The following is a 15970-nucleotide window of genomic DNA, read 5'->3' on the forward strand; positions in this document are numbered from 1 at the left end:
CCCCGGTTTCGACCGGGGCTTTTTTGTAACCTTGCGCGGGCTTACCCGAAGATAATCACCGATTGCATTCCGTCGACTACAAGTTCGCCGTCCGTATTCCACATCCGCATCACTTGCGAGCTGTAGCCGTCGCGGCCAGCGGTCAACTGGTTCTCCATCAACCACCACCCATCCCGGGTTTGAACGGATTCCGACAACAGATTAATCATCCAGTTCATCGACGAATTGACTGTAGGCGCCTTCAACAATGGGAACACCATCGGCGGCAGCACATCGGCCAGAGCAATCAAACCCTCCAAGGTGCCCCGCATCTGCGGATCCCTGTGGCGGGCCCAGATGCGATTGTATCCTTTGTCGGACCCGGCAAACGGAAGCTGTCCGTCGATCAACTGAAGATCAAAGTTATCCAGAAATGGAATCGGCGCCTTTGTCAGTCCTTGCGGCAGATAACTGGGCGTATCTTCAGGATTGGGTGCGGTCTTGGCGGGATGTTCAACGGCAATCTGGCTTTGCTGAGGTGCGCCAAAGGAAAAGGTGCCAACAGCAGCCGTTCTTCCCGCGACCTGCGCGCGAGACAAAAGCGTCGTCACGTTGCGGCCCTGCCGCAGAACCTCGGTACTGACGTCAGGCCCTTCGGTAACCGGAGCCGTAAAGTTAATCATCGCAGAGCGCAGAGACGGCAATTCCCGATGCTGCGCACGGGCCGCATGCAGCAGCAATGCGGCGGTGAACCCGCCAAAACCGGTCCGACCCTGCATCCAGTTCGGCGGCAACGGGTAGTTCTGCGTGTCGTCGACGCGTTCAGCTGATTCAAGAGTCTGGGACAGTGTAAGCTCGGACATGGTTTGGTATTCCCTCCGTTCGCACTGACCATAAGAAGTGACAGCAACCTGAGCACCTGTGACCTCGCGTTAGTGCGCCTCGGAATTTCCCTTAATCGCCTTGAGCGTCGGCGAGATTACCTTTGTCGCCAGCGGGATCAAAACCATGCCCCAGGCCAGCCCAAACACGCCATCCATGGCAGCTTTGGAAATCCATTCAACCGCCCCAACCCACTGTTCTGAAACAGAGTGACCGACCGCATAGGCCCAGTCGTGGATGTGGTGGCCCAGCCAACCAAATCCCAGAACCTCCATCCCGTGAATGATGATGGATCCGCCAACCCACAGCATCGCGGCCGTACCGACGACGGACAGCACCTTCATCACCACCGGCATCGCCTTGACCAACCCACGACCAAACCCGCGCCCGATCGGGGTGAACGCTTTCTGGGCCAGATACAGCCCGATATCGTCCATCTTTACGATCAGCGCCACCGAGCCATAGACCGCAACCGTGACACCGATACCGACGACCGCCAGAGTGGCCGCCTGCATCCAAAGGTTCGGGGCTTCAACTGCGGCCAGTGCAATGGTCATGATTTCGGCGGAAAGGATAAAGTCGGTCTTGATCGCCCCTTTGACCTTTTGCTCCTCAAGGTGACCGGGATCACGAATTGCCATGTCCTCTTTGATGACATGGCTACCATGCGGAAAGAGGACGTGGAAAATCTTCTCGGCCCCTTCGAAACATAAATAAGACCCCCCGAGCATCAGCAAGGGCGTGATCATCCAAGGTGCAAAATTGGCCAGCAACAAGGCGACGGGCAGTAGCAGGATGATTTTGTTGAATATAGAACCGCGCGCAATTCGCCAGATGATCGGTAACTCGCGCGCCGGAGCAAATCCCTGAACGTATTTCGGGGTGACCGCCGCGTCGTCAATGATGACCCCTGCCGTCTTTGCGCCTGCTTTGCCCGCTGCAGCGACCACATCATCCACGGACGCCGCCGCAACCTTTGCAATGCCTGCTACGTCATCCAATAGGGCCAACAGACCGCTCATGGCGCTTCCTTTCATCTCACCTGCCGCACTCAAACCCTACCTGATCCGACGGCTAGCGCAAGCGTTAGCGCAACCGGCGCAGGTTTGCGCTAACACGTTAAAAATATGTCACTTTCGCTCTTTTGAGAATGGGCTTTGACGGCTATATGGCCTGCAAAGCAAGCGCAGTTGGAGACGTCACATGACCATCAAGGTCGGCATCAATGGTTTTGGCCGCATCGGCCGTTGTACACTGTCGCATATCGCGGCATCCGCCCGGAACGACATCGAAGTGATCAAGGTCAACGCGACTGGTCCGCTGGAAACCACGGCGCATCTGCTGAAATACGACAGCATCCACGGCCGCTTCCCACGCGACGTCGCCATCGACGGCAAGACTATGGATCTGGGCCGCGGCCCGATGGAGATGTTCTCGACCTACGACATGAACGAGCTTGACTGGGACGGCTGCGACGTCGTTCTGGAATGCACCGGTAAGTTCAACGACGGGCTGAAGGCCAACACCCACCTTGAGCGCGGTGCGCAAAAGGTTCTGCTGTCTGCCCCCGGCAAGAACGTCGACAAGACCATCGTCTACGGGGTGAACCACAATAGCCTGGTCGCCGATGACAAAATGGTGTCGAACGGCTCTTGCACCACGAACTGCCTTGCTCCGCTTGCCAAGGTTCTGGACGAAGGCATCGGCATCGAACACGGCATCATGACCACGATCCACGCCTATACCGGTGACCAGCCGACATTGGACCGCCGCCATAGTGACCTGTACCGCGCTCGCGCAGCCGCTATGTCGATGATCCCGACCTCGACCGGCGCAGCGAAAGCCCTGGGAGAAGTTCTGCCGAACCTCAAGGGTCGTCTGGACGGGTCTGCCATCCGCGTACCGACACCGAACGTCTCGGCTGTTGACCTGACCTTCCGCGCTTCGCGTGATGTCACAGCAGAAGAAGTGAACGCCATCGTACGCGAAGCCTCGCAGGGTTCGATGCAGCGCGTTCTGGGTTATGAACCCGCCCCGCTGGTTTCGACCGATTTCAACCACACCGAAGAAAGCTCGATTTTCGCGCCGGACCAGACCCGCGTTGTTGGCGACCGCATGGTTCGCGTTCTGGCCTGGTACGACAACGAGTGGGCGTTCTCGGTTCGCATGGCAGACGTCGCTGTTGCGATGGGTCGGCTTAACTAAGATACCTCTGAAATCTTGAACCTTTTCGCCCGCTCAGGTTATCTGGGCGGGCGTTTTCGTCCGGGGCCATCATGACCAATCAAATCGCCATTTGGCTTGCTTTGCTGATCCTGACCCTGTTTGTGATCGACTACGCCATCTTCGGAACCGAACACCTGCTGTTCCTCGGCAAGAAACTTTACGCCTTTCTGGACTGGCTCGCCTTCTGGCGCTGAGTGATGTTTCGCTTGACTTTTCCGCTGAACTAGCGTTGTTAGCGCTAACTTCATTTTTGCCGAATTTCGGACGGAGCAGGACATGACACTCAAGCTGGCAATCAACGGATTTGGACGGATCGGACGCGGCGTATTGCGCGCAGTGATGGAGTCCGGTCGCACGGATGTTGAAATCGTCGCCATCAACGATCTGGCAAAACCCGAAATGAACGCGCATCTCTTCGAGTTTGACAGCGTGCATGGCCGTTACTCAAAGCCGGTGACCCTGACCGAAGCCGGTTTGGATGTTGGTGCAGGCCCAATCCGTCTGACCAGCGAGCGCGAGCCCGAAAAGCTGGACTGGTCGGACATCGACGTGGTTTTGGAATGCACCGGCGTGTTTCGCACACGCGAAGCCGCGTCTCGTCACTTTGAAAACGGATCGAAAAAGGTTCTGATCTCGGCCCCTGCCCGTGGTGACGGCGCGGTGAAGACCATTGTGTTTGGCGTCAACGATCACGAACTGACAGCTGAGGACACCGTTGTCTCGAACGCATCGTGCACGACGAACTGCCTGTCTCCTGTCGCCGCCGCACTGGATGCGGGCCTCGGCATTGTGCACGGCAACATGACCACGGTTCACGCCTATACCGCCAGCCAACCCGTCCACGACACGGCAGGAAAGGATCCTTACCTGTCGCGCGCAGCTGCCCTGTCGATGATCCCAACCACAACTGGCGCAGCCTCGGCTGTTGGGCTGGTCCTGCCGCAATTGGCAGGCAAACTGACCGGCCAGGCCATTCGGGTCCCTACCCCGAACGTATCCGTGGTCGATCTGGTCGCCGAAGTATCGCGCCCAACGACCGAAGAAGAAGTCAACGCGCTATTCGTAGAAGCCGCAGCCAAAATCCCCGGAGTTCTGGCGGCCGAGAACCGCCCGTTGATCTCGGTAGATTTCAACCACGACGCGCACAGCTCGACCGTGTCGCTACCAGAAACCAAGGTGACCGACGGCACCCTGGTTCGCGTTCTTGCGTGGTATGACAACGAATGGGGCTTCTCGAACCGGATGCTGGACACCGCAGCCGCGATGGGCGCCCTAACCTAAACGCTCAGTCAGAGCATCTTTGACGGCGGGCGTGACGAACTTCGACACGTCCCCGTTCAAACGGGCGATTTCTTTAACCAGTTTAGACGCGATGGCCTGATGCCGTGCTTCGGCCATCAGAAAGACCGTCTCGATCGAGTCATCCAGCGCCCGGTTCATCCCGACCATCTGGAACTCATACTCGAAATCCGCAACAGCGCGCAGACCGCGCACGATGATCTGTGCCCCAACATCGCGGGCGCAATCGATCAGCAGATTTTCAAAAGGATGAGCAACAATCTCGGTCCCGGTTTGCTCGGTCAGATAAGCGCACTCGGCCTCAATCATGGCCACGCGTTCTTCCAGTGAGAACAAAGGCCCTTTGTCGCGGTTAATGGCGACCCCGATGACTAGCTTATCGACCAACGCTGCAGCACGCCGGATGATGTCGATATGACCCAGAGTGATTGGATCGAAAGTTCCCGGATATAATCCAACCCTCATCAGGGCCTCCTGCGCAACAAAAATTCTGCGCCAGCAAACATAACTCTGCCGCAGACGCAAGGGGCAGCGTTAAGTCACAGGACTTCAGTGGCCCATGATCATGCCTTGCAAGGCGTCCTTCTCCATGGCCAGTTCCGCCAACTGAGCCTTGACCACATCGCCCAGCGTCACGATCCCCACCAGCTTGCCCTCTTCGACAACCGGCATGTGGCGAAATCGCCCTTCGGTCATGCGGCTCATGATGTCCTGAACAGTGTCTTGCTGCGTGGCCGTCACAAGGTCATGCGTCATGTAGGCGCTGACCGGTTGGTTCAGACAGCCGCTACCACTGGCGGCCAGTTCGCGCACGATGTCGCGTTCGGACAAAATACCCATTGCCGTCTCGCCACCATCCTCTGACACAACCACTGTACCGATGCGCTTTTCCGACAAAATCTTCGAAGCGTCAGACACCGTGACCGTTGGCGCAACTGTGACGACCCCTCCGGTGGCCTTGGATTTCAGAATGGCCTGAACGAGCATATGCGTAACCTCCGAAATAATGTCCTGTTTTCCAAAGCGTTGCCGGAATGAATAAACCTGTCAAGGTGACACTTCGGCCTCAAGCCGCTCAACCTCTTCACGGATGCCCTGCGTCAGGGCCTGTGCGAAACGGTTCAGCCGTTCGTTCCGCTGATCACCCTGATGGCGCACCAGGTGAAAACTGCGGGTCAGACTCACCTGATCCGTTAGGATTTTTTGCAGGTTCGGATGAAACGGCAGCGTGAAATCATGCGCCACGCAAATGCCCGTGCCCAGTGTCACCTGACGCAGCTGCACCGACACCGAATTCGATGCAAGCGGAACACGGTCAACACCGATATCGACCAGATAGTCCAGCTCGCGGTCAAAGATCATGTCCGGGATGTAGCCAATCATACGATGACCTTTGAGGTCCGCGAGCGACCGGATTTCAGAATGCGCAGCCAGATAGTCGAGCGTCGCGACCAGATGCAGTTTATAGTCGGTGATCTTTTGCACCAACAAGCTGCCCGCAGTCGGTGCGCTGACGGTCACGGCCATATCTGCCTCGCGCCGGGACAGGTTGATCACACGCGGCAAGGCAAGAATCTGAATATCCAGGTCCGGGTTGGCATCGCTGATTTTCGCGCAGACCTGAGGCAATAGGTAGTTGGCCGATCCATCTGGCGCACCGATCCTTATCTGACCGCTGAGAGTCTTTGACGTGCCCGCCATTGACCCTGCTGCGGCCCGCATTGCCTCTTCGGCTTTCAGGCCGTGTTCCATCAAGCGCGTACCCGCTTGTGTCAGCAAATAGCCCTGCTGCGACTTGGTGAACAATGGCGCATCCAGAGAAGCCTCCAGTCGGGCGATCCTCCGTCCGACGGTTGCGGGGTCGATTTTCAACTGGCGTCCAGCGGCTGACAGGCTCTCTTCGCGCGCAACGGCCAAAAAGACCCGCATATCATCCCAATTTGGCGTCAAAACCCGTCCTTTGCATTTTTGCAAAACTTCTTTGAGAGATTGCCTCTGTTCACGCAAATTATGCAAGCCTATCCTGCGCGCAAGTCTATTCGGAGGAGATCTGCCATGACCGAGCTGTCCCATTTCATTAACGGCGAAAACGTCGCCGGAACCTCAGGACGCTTTGACGACGTCTTTAACCCTGCCACAGGCGAGGTGCAGTACAAGTGCCCCATGGCAAGCGCAGCAGAAACGACCGCTGCCATCGAAAGCGCCGCCGCTGCACAACCCGCATGGGGCGCGACCAACCCGCAAAAACGCGCACGGGTCATGATGGCGATGGTTCACCTGATGAACCGCGACATGGACAAACTGGCCGAAGCGCTGAGCCGCGAGCACGGTAAGACCATTCCCGACGCCAAAGGCGACCTGCAGCGTGGTCTGGAAGTGATCGAATACTGCATCGCCGCGCCGCAGATGCTGAAAGGCGAATTCACCGACAGCGCTGGTCCGGGTATCGACATGTACTCGATGCGTCAGCCTTTGGGCGTTGTCGGCTCGATCATGCCGTTCAACTTCCCCGCAATGATGCCGCTGTGGCACGTTGGTCCGGCTCTGGCTTGCGGCAACGCCGTGGTTCTGAAACCGTCCGAGCGTGACCCCTCGGTTCCGCTGATGCTGGCCGAACTGTTCGTAGAGGCAGGTCTGCCCAAGGGCGTGTTCCAGGTGGTGAACGGTGACAAAGAGGCCGTTGATACCATCCTCGACAGCGAAATCATTCAGGGCGTCAGCTTTGTTGGCTCGACCCCGATCGCGCAATACATCTATTCCCGCGCCACCGCGAACGGCAAACGTGCGCAATGTTTTGGCGGCGCAAAAAATCATATGATCGTCATGCCCGACGCCGATTTGGATCAGGCCGCCGATGCTCTGGTCGGCGCAGGCTTCGGTGCAGCGGGCGAACGCTGCATGGCTGTGTCCGTCGCGGTTCCGGTTGGTGAAGAGACCGCGGATGCGCTGATCGAAAAGCTGGTGCCCCGGATCGAAAAGCTGAAGGTCGGCCCCTACACCGCTGGCGATGATGTTGACATGGGCCCGGTCGTCACCGGTGCCGCGAAAGAGCGTATTCTCGGCCTGATCGACTCAGGCGTGGAACAGGGCGCCAAACTGGTCGTCGACAACCGCGACTTCAGCCTGCAGGGTTATGAGGACGGCTTCTTTGTCGGTCCGCACCTGTTCGACCACGTGACGCCCGAGATGGACATCTACAAGCAGGAGATCTTCGGACCGGTTCTGTCGACCGTGCGCGCCGGTTCCTATGAAGAAGCACTGAAGCTTGCGATGGACCATGAGTATGGCAACGGCACCGCGATCTTCACCCGTGACGGCGACACCGCGCGTGATTTCGCCAGCCGTGTAAATATCGGTATGGTCGGCATCAACGTCCCTATCCCGGTTCCGCTGGCCTACCACACCTTTGGCGGCTGGAAGAAATCCATGTTTGGTGACCTGAACCAGCACGGCCCCGACAGCTTCAAGTTTTACACCCGCACCAAAACGGTGACCGCACGCTGGCCGTCGGGCATCAAGGAAGGTGGCGAGTTCAACTTCAAAGCGATGGACTGATTTCCACCGTTTGAAACAACCAAAGGCCGCCCGATTGGGCGGCCTTTTTTGTTCCCCGACGAGGTGTCAGTTCTGAAGGAACTCGCGGAGTGTAATCTTGCCATCAAAATCAGCGTCGAACTCCGCCATCACCATCCGCAGGTCATGCGCGGGCATACACGCTTTGGCGATGCCATTGATCTGATCGCTTTCGACCAGGGTCACGCACTCAGCGGACAGCGGTTCGTCCATTTCCGGGTCCGGAAACTCGATGAGGTCCCGCACCTCCAGCGCGACGAATTCATCCGGCGAAACAACGCCGTTCTCATCAACGTCATAGTCGAGAAACTCGACCGCCCGTTCTGCCAAGTAGAATATCTCGAATTCAGAGTATTCGACCCGGCCGTCGGCATTGGTGTCTGCCCGGCTGATTTCATCCGCTGCGATCGCCTCGACCGTGCAGGGTTCCGTCGATGAGTCGCAATCATCCGGTACGAACAAGACGTCTTCATCGGACAAAAAATGATGAAATTCGGCCTGTGTGATTTGGCCGTCGCCATTTCGGTCTAGCTCGGCAAAGAAAATCCGGGCCGTTGGTGTCGCTTGCGCAGGTGTCTGGGCCGACCCCAATACAGGCCCGCCAACAATAGGACCGGCAACGCATAGAGGGTCTTTGGGGCGAAACGGCTGAGTGAACGGATAGGCATGTCTTTATCTCCAACTGGGTTTGTTGAAGGCCCTGCCAGCTCGCGGTCGATCACGCCGCGTACGAGCTCGCTCATCGACGATCCGCGCTGTTCGCTCAGATCAGCCAATTTGCTTTTCAACTCGTAAGATACGCGAATTTCCAAGGTTTCTGATTTCTTGGTCATATCGTACGGTCTCCGGAATGCTGTGGGCCTGTCCTATGGAGTTGGAGCAGCCATAGCCAGAAAAATACCCTAACCCGTGTCCGGTAAACAGGAAAATCCTGTCCGGACATCAAGAAAACCCGCGTCCGGACAGGCAGAAATTCGCGCGGAGGACGCAGTTCTCACGGAAAATTCAAGGGATACATCTGGTCGTTGGGTTAACCTCACACTAAATTGCGAAAAATCCCGAGTAGTCCTTTAGGAGGCATCTGTGTCCAGTTCCCGTATCAACCGTCGTACTGCGCTGCTTGGCGTTGCGTCTGTCCTTGCGACGCCGACGCTGCTACGCGCCCAAAGTTCTGATGCCTTCCCGACGAATGAAGAGGCGATCAGCACGCAATTGCCAGTTCGCCGTAACATCTCGTCCTTCTCGCAGCAAAACTGGCAGGACCACTTTGATTCGTTGGGTGTGGGCGCATTGCTGGCCGATATCACCAGCCGCGCGGTTCACTATTGGGGGCCGGATGGTACATATAAACTGTACCCAAGCTCGGTTCCCATGAGCGAGGAACTCACCAAGCGTGGCTATACCAAAGTTGTCCGCAAGGCCGAGTATCCAAGCTGGACCCCGACCGCCTCGATGCGTGAACGCGATCCGGCGCTTCCGGTTCGAATGGAAGGCGGCGATCCGGGCAATCCGCTGGGCACACGTGCGATGTATCTGGGGTGGCCAGCTTACCTGGTGCATGGAACCCACGATACCCGCAAGATCGGACGCCAAAGCTCGTCCGGCTGCATCGGTCTCTATAACCAGCATGTCGAAGAGCTCTATCCGCTGGTTCAAATTGGAACTCAAGTCAGACTGGTCTGACGACAAAGCCCCGGCCTTAAGGACCGGGGCTTTTTCATAGGTATGAGGTCTTATTCCGGCAGGATCACAGCATCAACGACGTGGATCACGCCATTGCTGGTCTCGATGTCGGCCTGAATAACCTCGGCGTCATTCACTTTCACACCGCGCTTGGCATTCACGGACAGGCGGTCGCCCTGCACGGTCAGAACCTGTGCACGCTTACCTGCGATATCGCCCGACATGACCTTGGCGGGAACCACGTGATAGGTCAGGATTTCGACCAGTTGGTCTTTGTTTTCCGGCAGCAGCAGTGTTTCCACCGTGCCTTCGGGCAACGCGGCAAACGCTTCGTCTGTGGGCGCGAATACAGTAAACGGACCATCGCCTTTCAGCGTGTCGACCAGACCGGCGGCCTGAACGGCAGCGACCAGGGTGTTGAACGATCCGGCCGATACGGCGGTGTCAACGATATCTGCGGCCTGCGCTTTGACGGGCAGTGCAAGTGCGAGTGCGGCGGCGGCGCCCATAAACGTACGGCGAAACATGGCTGTTAACTCCTCTCCAGCTTGTTATGGAAAGGGGTACGGGCGTTTTGACGCACCGGATCACAATAGGATCAGATTTATTTGACCTTAACCCAAATGCTCTGGGCGCGGCCGTCCTTTAGAAACGGTAAGGCTTCGACGGCGTCCGGGCGATCTTGTTGCAACAGGAAACCCGGCCAAAGCATTGAATATGAACCAGATTGCAGCAGCGCGTGCAGCATGTATTGCTCGCCCCAACCAGGGCAATCATAGAAGAATCGCTTGGGATATTCATAGGGCAGAAAAACATCGTGCACGTGGATCACGACACCGGGTTTTAACGCAGGAATGATGCGGCAGAACAGATGCGCGACGTCATTGCTCATGCGCACAACATGGCTGGAATCGATGAATAGAACATCGCCCGCTTCAAGCTGGTCAAAGAGCGCCGGATCGACGTCTTCCAGCCGTTTCTGTTCGAACCGGTCCACCACATGGGCGATATCCGCCCGTGGGTATGGGTCAATCGCGGTGACTTCTGTGTCCAAACCCCCATCAATGATCGCCTGACGTGTTACACGGGTCGAGTTGCCGCAACCGACCTCGATCACGCGTTTGGGTGTGAACCGGCGGATCATCAGGTACAGGGCGTCCGCATCCGGGCTATCGTAATAGCCGTTGTTGATGCGATACCCGGTTTTGTTCTGCGCCGGGTCTTTTAGTGCTTCAAGCGCGGCAGAGTGCTCGTGATACTCAGCCACCAATTGGCTGATGTCGAACCCTTCCATCCCAGGTGACAAGGTGTAGGCAGGGCGTGTAAGCCCACCTGCCCGCTCGAACGCCTCAAGGCGTGCGCGCTCGTCGCGTTCGGTCACCTTGTCGATCAGTTTCACACCAAACCGGTCGAGGACAGCATTCAGCCGGGGAAATTTCCTGGGTTTCACGGGGGGCTCCGGGTTTGGTCACACGTTAACCGCCTCCTTACCTGTGCCAATGGGGCCTCTGCAAGAACCCCACAGGCTAACACTTGGCAAAAAGGCGATTTCCGTATTCACTGGTCCGAACACAATTGCGAGGGCCGGAATGCAGCAAGACTTCACGCTGGGCATCGAAGAAGAGTATCTGCTTGTCGATCGGGACAGCCTTGAACTTGCCGAAGCTCCAGCGGGATTGATGGAAGCCTGCCAGGCCGATTTTGAAGGACAGGTCAGCCCCGAGTTCCTGCAATGCCAGATTGAGGTTGGAACACGGCCCCACGTCACCATCAACTCTGCGCGTGAAGATCTGAAACGCCTGCGGTCTTGCGTTGCAAAGCGTGCGGCCGAGCACAATCTGGCCCCGATCGCGGTCTCGTGCCATCCGTTTGCCGATTGGAAGAAACAGCATCACACGCGCAAAGACCGTTATGACGCCTTGCAACACGCGCTGGGTGGCGTGGCACGCCGGATGTTGATTTGCGGGATGCACGTGCATGTGGGCGTGGCGGACCAAGCCCTGCGCGCCGATCTGATGCCGCAGCTTTCGTACTTCCTTCCGCATCTGCTGGCCCTGTCGACCTCATCCCCCTATTGGAACGGTGAGGACACAGGTCTTTCCTCCTATCGCTTGACCGTATTTGACAACCTGCCCCGCACCGGCCTGCCGCCCGTTTTCTCTAGCTGGTCAGAATATGAACGCACCACGGGCGTTTTGGTTGAGTTGGGTGTGATCGAGGACACGACGAAAATCTGGTGGGACCTGCGCCCGTCACACCGGTTCCCAACGCTGGAAACCCGCATCATGGATGTTCAGCCGCGGCTCGAGCATGCGCTGTCCCTCGCCGCTATGGTTCAGGCGCTGACGCGGATGCTGTGCCGGTTGAAGGACCGAAACCTGCGCTGGCGGCAGTATGACCGCTTTCTGATCGGTGAAAACCGTTGGCGCGCCCAGCGTTATGGCGTGGGCGAAGGTATGATCGACTTTGGCGAGCGTTCCGTGAAACCGATGCCTGAACTGATGGGTGAACTGATGGGGATGCTGGCCGAGGATGCCGAGGCACTGGGGACAATGCCTGAACTGGCGAAACTGGTGCAGATCGCTCAGAACGGCACATCAGCCACGCGCCAGCGCCGCGTTCATGCCGAGGCCTCTGCCAAGGGAGACGACCCCGGACAGGCGGTCGTCCGACACCTGATCGAAGAGTTTCATCAAGACCTCTGAAAGCACGTTCTCGCCTGGCTTACGGGTGATGCAGGTGATTGCTGACCGTGCAAAATTTCTGTAAGGATTCAGAAATAAACACTCGTTCAATTCATTGGGCAGCGTGGGAGGCACACCATGGATTTCGCAACGACCGAAGAGCAGAACGCGATCTTCGACATGGCCTATGATTTTGGGCAGGAACATATCGCCCCCTTCGCCCGTCAGTGGGAGGCCGAAGGCACCATCCCCAAGGACTTGTGGCCCCGAATTGGTGAGCTGGGATTCGGCGGTCTTTACGTGTCCGAAGAAAGCGGCGGTTCCGGTCTGTCCCGCCTTGACGCCACACTTGTGTTCGAGGCGCTGTCTATGGCTTGCCCCTCGGTTGCGGCGTTCCTGTCGATCCACAATATGTGTGCTAAGATGCTGGACAGTTTCGCCAGTGACTCACTGAAATCTCGGATCATGCCCGATGTTCTGACCCTGAACACCGTGCTCAGCTACTGCCTGACCGAGCCTGGATCGGGGTCCGACGCAGCCGCGCTGAAAACCCGAGCCGAGCGTACGAACGAAGGGTACACTCTGAACGGCACCAAGGCGTTCATCTCGGGTGGCGGATATTCGGACGCCTATGTTTGCATGGTGCGCACCGGTCAGGACGGGCCAAAGGGCATTTCGACCGTATATGTCGAGGATGGCGCCCCCGGCCTCAGCTTTGGCGCGCTGGAGCAGAAGATGGGCTGGAAAAGCCAACCCACCGCCCAGGTGCAGTTCGACGACTGCAAGATCCCCTCGGACAATCTTGTCGGGGTCGAAGGTGACGGTTTCAAATACGCGATGATGGGTCTGGACGGTGGTCGCCTGAACATTGCTTCGTGCTCGTTAGGGGCGGCACAGACCGGGCTGAACATGACGCTGCAGTATATGTCGGAACGCAAAGCCTTTGGGCAGTCCATCGACCAGTTCCAGGCGCTTCAGTTCCGACTTGCGGATATGGAGATCGAATTGCAGGCCGCCCGGACTTTCCTGAGGCAGGCTGCGTGGAAACTGGATCAAGGCGCACCTGATGCCACCAAGTTCTGTGCCATGGCCAAGAAGTTTGTGACCGAAACGGGGTCGAAAGTTGTCGACCAGTGCCTGCAATTGCATGGCGGTTATGGCTATCTGGCCGATTACGGTATCGAAAAGCTTGTGCGCGACCTTCGCGTGCATCAGATTCTGGAAGGCACAAACGAGATCATGCGCGTCATCGTCGCGCGCCAGATGCTTTCTCAACGCTGAGGACGTCATGTCAGACATCTATATCCGCACCACAGGCCGCGCCGGGCGCATCACCCTGACCCGCCCTAAGGCCCTGAATGCGCTCAGCTATGATATGTGCATGGCCATTGATACAGCCCTGCGCAATTGGCGCGAAGATGATGCGGTCGACCTGATCATACTGGACGCCGAGGGCGAAAAGGCGTTCTGCGCAGGCGGTGACATTGCCCAGCTTTATGACACCGGCATCAAAGGGGACTACGAATACGGACGCACGTTCTGGCGGGATGAGTATCGTCTGAATGCTCTGATCTTCGAATACCCCAAGCCGGTGGTCAGTTTTCTGCAGGGCTTCACTATGGGTGGTGGCGTTGGCATCGGCTGCCATGGCAGCCATCGTATCGTGGGCGAAACCTCGCAAATCGCTCTGCCCGAATGCTCGATCGGATTGGTGCCGGATGTGGGAAGCACGCTAATGCTGGCGCTCGCGCCCGGACGGCTGGGGGAATACCTGGGCACGACCGGGCATCGGATGGGTCCGGCTGACGCGATTTTGGCCGGTTTCGCGGACCACTACATCCCGATCCAACACTGGCAGGACCTGATCGAAATGCTCGAGGCATCCGGGAACGCCGACAGCCTTGAAGCCCATTCCGAGACCCCGCCCGAAGGCAGTTTGACCGCCCTTCAATCCCAGATCGACGGGGATTTTGGTGGTGAAACCCTTGGGGATATCCAGAACAGTCTGCAGAACTCGGACAATGACAATGCCGCCGCAGCGTTAAAACTGATCGGGCGGAATTCTCCGTTGTCCATGGCTTGCACAGTGGAAATGCTGCACCGGCTTCGTTCTCCGACCCTGACCATGCGCAAGGCGCTGGAGATGGAGTATCGCTTTACCTATCGCGCGATGGAGCACGGGGATTTTCTGGAAGGTATACGGGCGCAGATCATAGACAAGGATCGCAACCCAAGCTGGCAACATCAGGGCCAAGACGTTCCGGCGGTGGCCGTTTCGAACATGCTGCAGCCATTGGGTGCGGACACTCTGAAATTCGAGGAGGAATAAGAATGAAAATCGGGTTTATCGGCCTCGGCAACATGGGCAATCCGATGGCGGCCAACCTAGCCAAAGCGGGGCATGATGTGGTCGGTTTCGACATGGCGGATGTCAGCGTGCCGGGCGTGACCATGGCCAACTCTGGCGCCGAAGCTGCCACAGGGGCCGACATCGTTGTCACCATGTTGCCCAACGGGCAAATCCTGCGGGCTGTGGCAGGTGAAATCATCCCCGCGATGAGCGCGGGCTCGGTCTGGATTGATTGCTCGACCGTCGATGTCGACAGCGCACGTGCAGTAGCGGATCAGGCTAAGGATGCGGGTGTAATGGCAGTTGATGCTCCGGTATCGGGCGGCATCGGTGGCGCGGCCGCAGGAACTTTGACATTCATGGCCGGTGGCAGCGACGCGGCCTTCGAAAAGGCTGCTCCGCTGTTCGAGATCATGGGCCAAAAGGCCGTACATTGTGGCGAATCCGGAGCCGGTCAAGCCGCAAAAATCTGCAACAACATGATCCTGGGCGTGACCATGATTGCCACCTGCGAAGCCTTCGCGCTGGCCGATAAGCTGGGACTGGATCGGCAAAAGATGTTTGACGTGGTCAGCACGTCTTCGGGCTATAGCTGGACGATGAATGCCTATTGCCCGGCGCCCGGCGTCGGTCCATCTAGCCCTGCAGACAATGATTATCAGCCCGGGTTTGCAGCTGAGCTGATGCTAAAAGACCTGCGCCTCAGCCAGCAGGCCGCCGAAAGCTCGGATGCTGATACGCCAATGGGTCAGGTTGCAACCGCACTGTATGAACAGTTCGTCGAGTCTGAAAACGGGCTTGGCAAAGACTTCTCGGCCATGCTTCCCCGGTTCGAACAGCGAGGAAGAAGCTAACAATAACTGGTGGGCGGCTTCCCGCCCACCAGGTTGACCAACCCCGACACTTTGGCCATCTATCAGGTAACTCCGGCTTCACGCAAAAGGATCAAAGATGTCCCGCACGTTGGTTACATTGGCTGCAACCCTGACAATTGTGTTCAGTTCTGGCGTCGCAATGGCTGGAAACGGCAACTCCAAAGGAGGTCATTGTCCCCCGGGCTTGGCCAAGAAAAGCATCCCTTGCGTGCCGCCCGGTCAGGCGAAAAAATTCTACAATACTGGTGACTACATCACCCGCGATTACCGCTGGATCAATGATCCTTACCGCTATGGTCTGAACCGAGGTGGCTACTACGTTCGCGCGGGTGACTACGTGTATCGGGTCGATCCGGACACACGCAAAGTTTTGAACCTGATTGGTGCAGTTGCTGACATCCTGAACTAAGGATGTCAGC

18 protein-coding genes are annotated in these 15970 nt (G+C 57.6%); 10 read left to right on the forward strand and 8 right to left on the reverse strand.

The window, feature by feature from the left end; translation table 11 throughout:
- Positions 1 to 41: 41 nt before the first annotated feature.
- Complete coding sequence (locus GOV53_RS01930) at positions 42 to 842, reverse strand: thioesterase family protein (RefSeq protein WP_170463869.1); 801 nt, start codon at positions 840 to 842, stop codon at positions 42 to 44.
- Between the two features lie 69 nt (positions 843 to 911).
- Entirely contained in the window at positions 912 to 1883 is a 972-nt protein-coding gene (locus GOV53_RS01935) for a DUF808 domain-containing protein (RefSeq protein ID WP_170463871.1), read from the reverse strand.
- A 181-nt stretch (positions 1884 to 2064) separates the two neighbouring features.
- Between GOV53_RS01935 and gap (GOV53_RS01940) the strand changes: the two genes are divergently transcribed.
- From gap (GOV53_RS01940) to gap (GOV53_RS01950), 3 genes are all read left to right on the forward strand, one after another.
- The gene (gene gap / locus GOV53_RS01940) at positions 2065 to 3066 is read left to right on the forward strand and encodes a type I glyceraldehyde-3-phosphate dehydrogenase (protein ID WP_170425194.1); all 1002 of its coding nucleotides are present in this window, start codon (positions 2065 to 2067) and stop codon (positions 3064 to 3066) included.
- 71 nt (positions 3067 to 3137) lie between these two features.
- Positions 3138 to 3281, forward strand: a complete 144-nt coding sequence (locus GOV53_RS01945; protein ID WP_170463873.1) for a hypothetical protein — start codon at positions 3138 to 3140, stop codon at positions 3279 to 3281.
- A gap of 82 nt (positions 3282 to 3363) precedes the next feature.
- On the forward strand, positions 3364 to 4368 hold the full coding sequence (gap, locus tag GOV53_RS01950; protein WP_170463875.1) for a type I glyceraldehyde-3-phosphate dehydrogenase: 1005 nt from the start codon (positions 3364 to 3366) through the stop codon (positions 4366 to 4368).
- Here the strand turns inward: gap (GOV53_RS01950) and coaD are convergent.
- The 3 genes from coaD to GOV53_RS01965 all read right to left on the reverse strand — a co-directional run bounded on the left by coaD (position 4360) and on the right by GOV53_RS01965 (position 6336).
- The gene (gene coaD, locus GOV53_RS01955; RefSeq protein WP_170425204.1) at positions 4360 to 4851 is read right to left on the reverse strand and encodes a pantetheine-phosphate adenylyltransferase; all 492 of its coding nucleotides are present in this window, start codon (positions 4849 to 4851) and stop codon (positions 4360 to 4362) included. The genes gap (GOV53_RS01950) and coaD overlap by 9 nt on opposite strands.
- Positions 4852 to 4935: 84 nt before the next feature.
- The gene (locus GOV53_RS01960) at positions 4936 to 5373 is read right to left on the reverse strand and encodes a CBS domain-containing protein (protein ID WP_170463877.1); all 438 of its coding nucleotides are present in this window, start codon (positions 5371 to 5373) and stop codon (positions 4936 to 4938) included.
- Between the two features lie 60 nt (positions 5374 to 5433).
- Complete coding sequence (locus GOV53_RS01965) at positions 5434 to 6336, reverse strand: LysR family transcriptional regulator (protein ID WP_170463879.1); 903 nt, start codon at positions 6334 to 6336, stop codon at positions 5434 to 5436.
- A gap of 105 nt (positions 6337 to 6441) precedes the next feature.
- Between GOV53_RS01965 and GOV53_RS01970 the strand changes: the two genes are divergently transcribed.
- Positions 6442 to 7941 carry a CoA-acylating methylmalonate-semialdehyde dehydrogenase gene (locus tag GOV53_RS01970; RefSeq protein WP_170463881.1) on the forward strand — a complete coding sequence of 500 codons (1500 nt, stop codon included), beginning with the start codon at positions 6442 to 6444 and terminating at the stop codon, positions 7939 to 7941.
- A 66-nt stretch (positions 7942 to 8007) separates the two neighbouring features.
- Here the strand turns inward: GOV53_RS01970 and GOV53_RS01975 are convergent, their stop codons facing one another.
- Positions 8008 to 8550 (reverse strand): EF-hand domain-containing protein, encoded by a 543-nt coding sequence (locus GOV53_RS01975; protein WP_170463883.1) that lies wholly within the window; start codon positions 8548 to 8550, stop codon positions 8008 to 8010.
- 492 nt (positions 8551 to 9042) lie between these two features.
- On the opposite strand from GOV53_RS01975, the gene GOV53_RS01985 reads away from it, so the two are divergent.
- The gene (locus tag GOV53_RS01985; protein WP_170463885.1) at positions 9043 to 9642 is read left to right on the forward strand and encodes a L,D-transpeptidase; all 600 of its coding nucleotides are present in this window, start codon (positions 9043 to 9045) and stop codon (positions 9640 to 9642) included.
- Positions 9643 to 9692: 50 nt separating this feature from the next.
- On the opposite strand, the gene GOV53_RS01990 is transcribed toward GOV53_RS01985, so the two are convergent.
- Positions 9693 to 10169 carry a fasciclin domain-containing protein gene (locus GOV53_RS01990; RefSeq protein ID WP_170425222.1) on the reverse strand — a complete coding sequence of 159 codons (477 nt, stop codon included), beginning with the start codon at positions 10167 to 10169 and terminating at the stop codon, positions 9693 to 9695.
- Positions 10170 to 10246: 77 nt separating this feature from the next.
- Positions 10247 to 11092, reverse strand: a complete 846-nt coding sequence (locus GOV53_RS01995) for a class I SAM-dependent methyltransferase (protein ID WP_170463887.1) — start codon at positions 11090 to 11092, stop codon at positions 10247 to 10249.
- 139 nt (positions 11093 to 11231) lie between these two features.
- Between GOV53_RS01995 and GOV53_RS02000 the strand changes: the two genes are divergently transcribed.
- The 5 genes from GOV53_RS02000 (at position 11232) to GOV53_RS02020 (ending at position 15960) form a co-directional block, all read left to right on the forward strand.
- Positions 11232 to 12347, forward strand: a complete 1116-nt coding sequence (locus tag GOV53_RS02000) for a carboxylate-amine ligase (RefSeq protein ID WP_170463889.1) — start codon at positions 11232 to 11234, stop codon at positions 12345 to 12347.
- A gap of 117 nt (positions 12348 to 12464) precedes the next feature.
- A complete protein-coding gene (locus tag GOV53_RS02005; RefSeq protein ID WP_170463891.1) occupies positions 12465 to 13607 on the forward strand; it encodes an acyl-CoA dehydrogenase family protein in 1143 nt (380 codons plus the stop codon).
- A gap of 7 nt (positions 13608 to 13614) precedes the next feature.
- Positions 13615 to 14655, forward strand: coding sequence for an enoyl-CoA hydratase/isomerase family protein (locus GOV53_RS02010; protein ID WP_170463893.1), 1041 nt, complete (start codon positions 13615 to 13617; stop codon positions 14653 to 14655).
- A gap of 2 nt (positions 14656 to 14657) precedes the next feature.
- Entirely contained in the window at positions 14658 to 15530 is an 873-nt protein-coding gene (gene mmsB / locus GOV53_RS02015) for a 3-hydroxyisobutyrate dehydrogenase (RefSeq protein WP_170463895.1), read from the forward strand.
- Positions 15531 to 15627: 97 nt separating this feature from the next.
- The gene (locus GOV53_RS02020; protein ID WP_170463897.1) at positions 15628 to 15960 is read left to right on the forward strand and encodes a hypothetical protein; all 333 of its coding nucleotides are present in this window, start codon (positions 15628 to 15630) and stop codon (positions 15958 to 15960) included.
- Positions 15961 to 15970: the final 10 nt, after the last annotated feature.

Origin of the sequence: Ruegeria arenilitoris, from assembly GCF_013035315.1 — a bacterium.
Lineage (GTDB): Bacteria > Pseudomonadota > Alphaproteobacteria > Rhodobacterales > Rhodobacteraceae > Ruegeria > Ruegeria arenilitoris_D.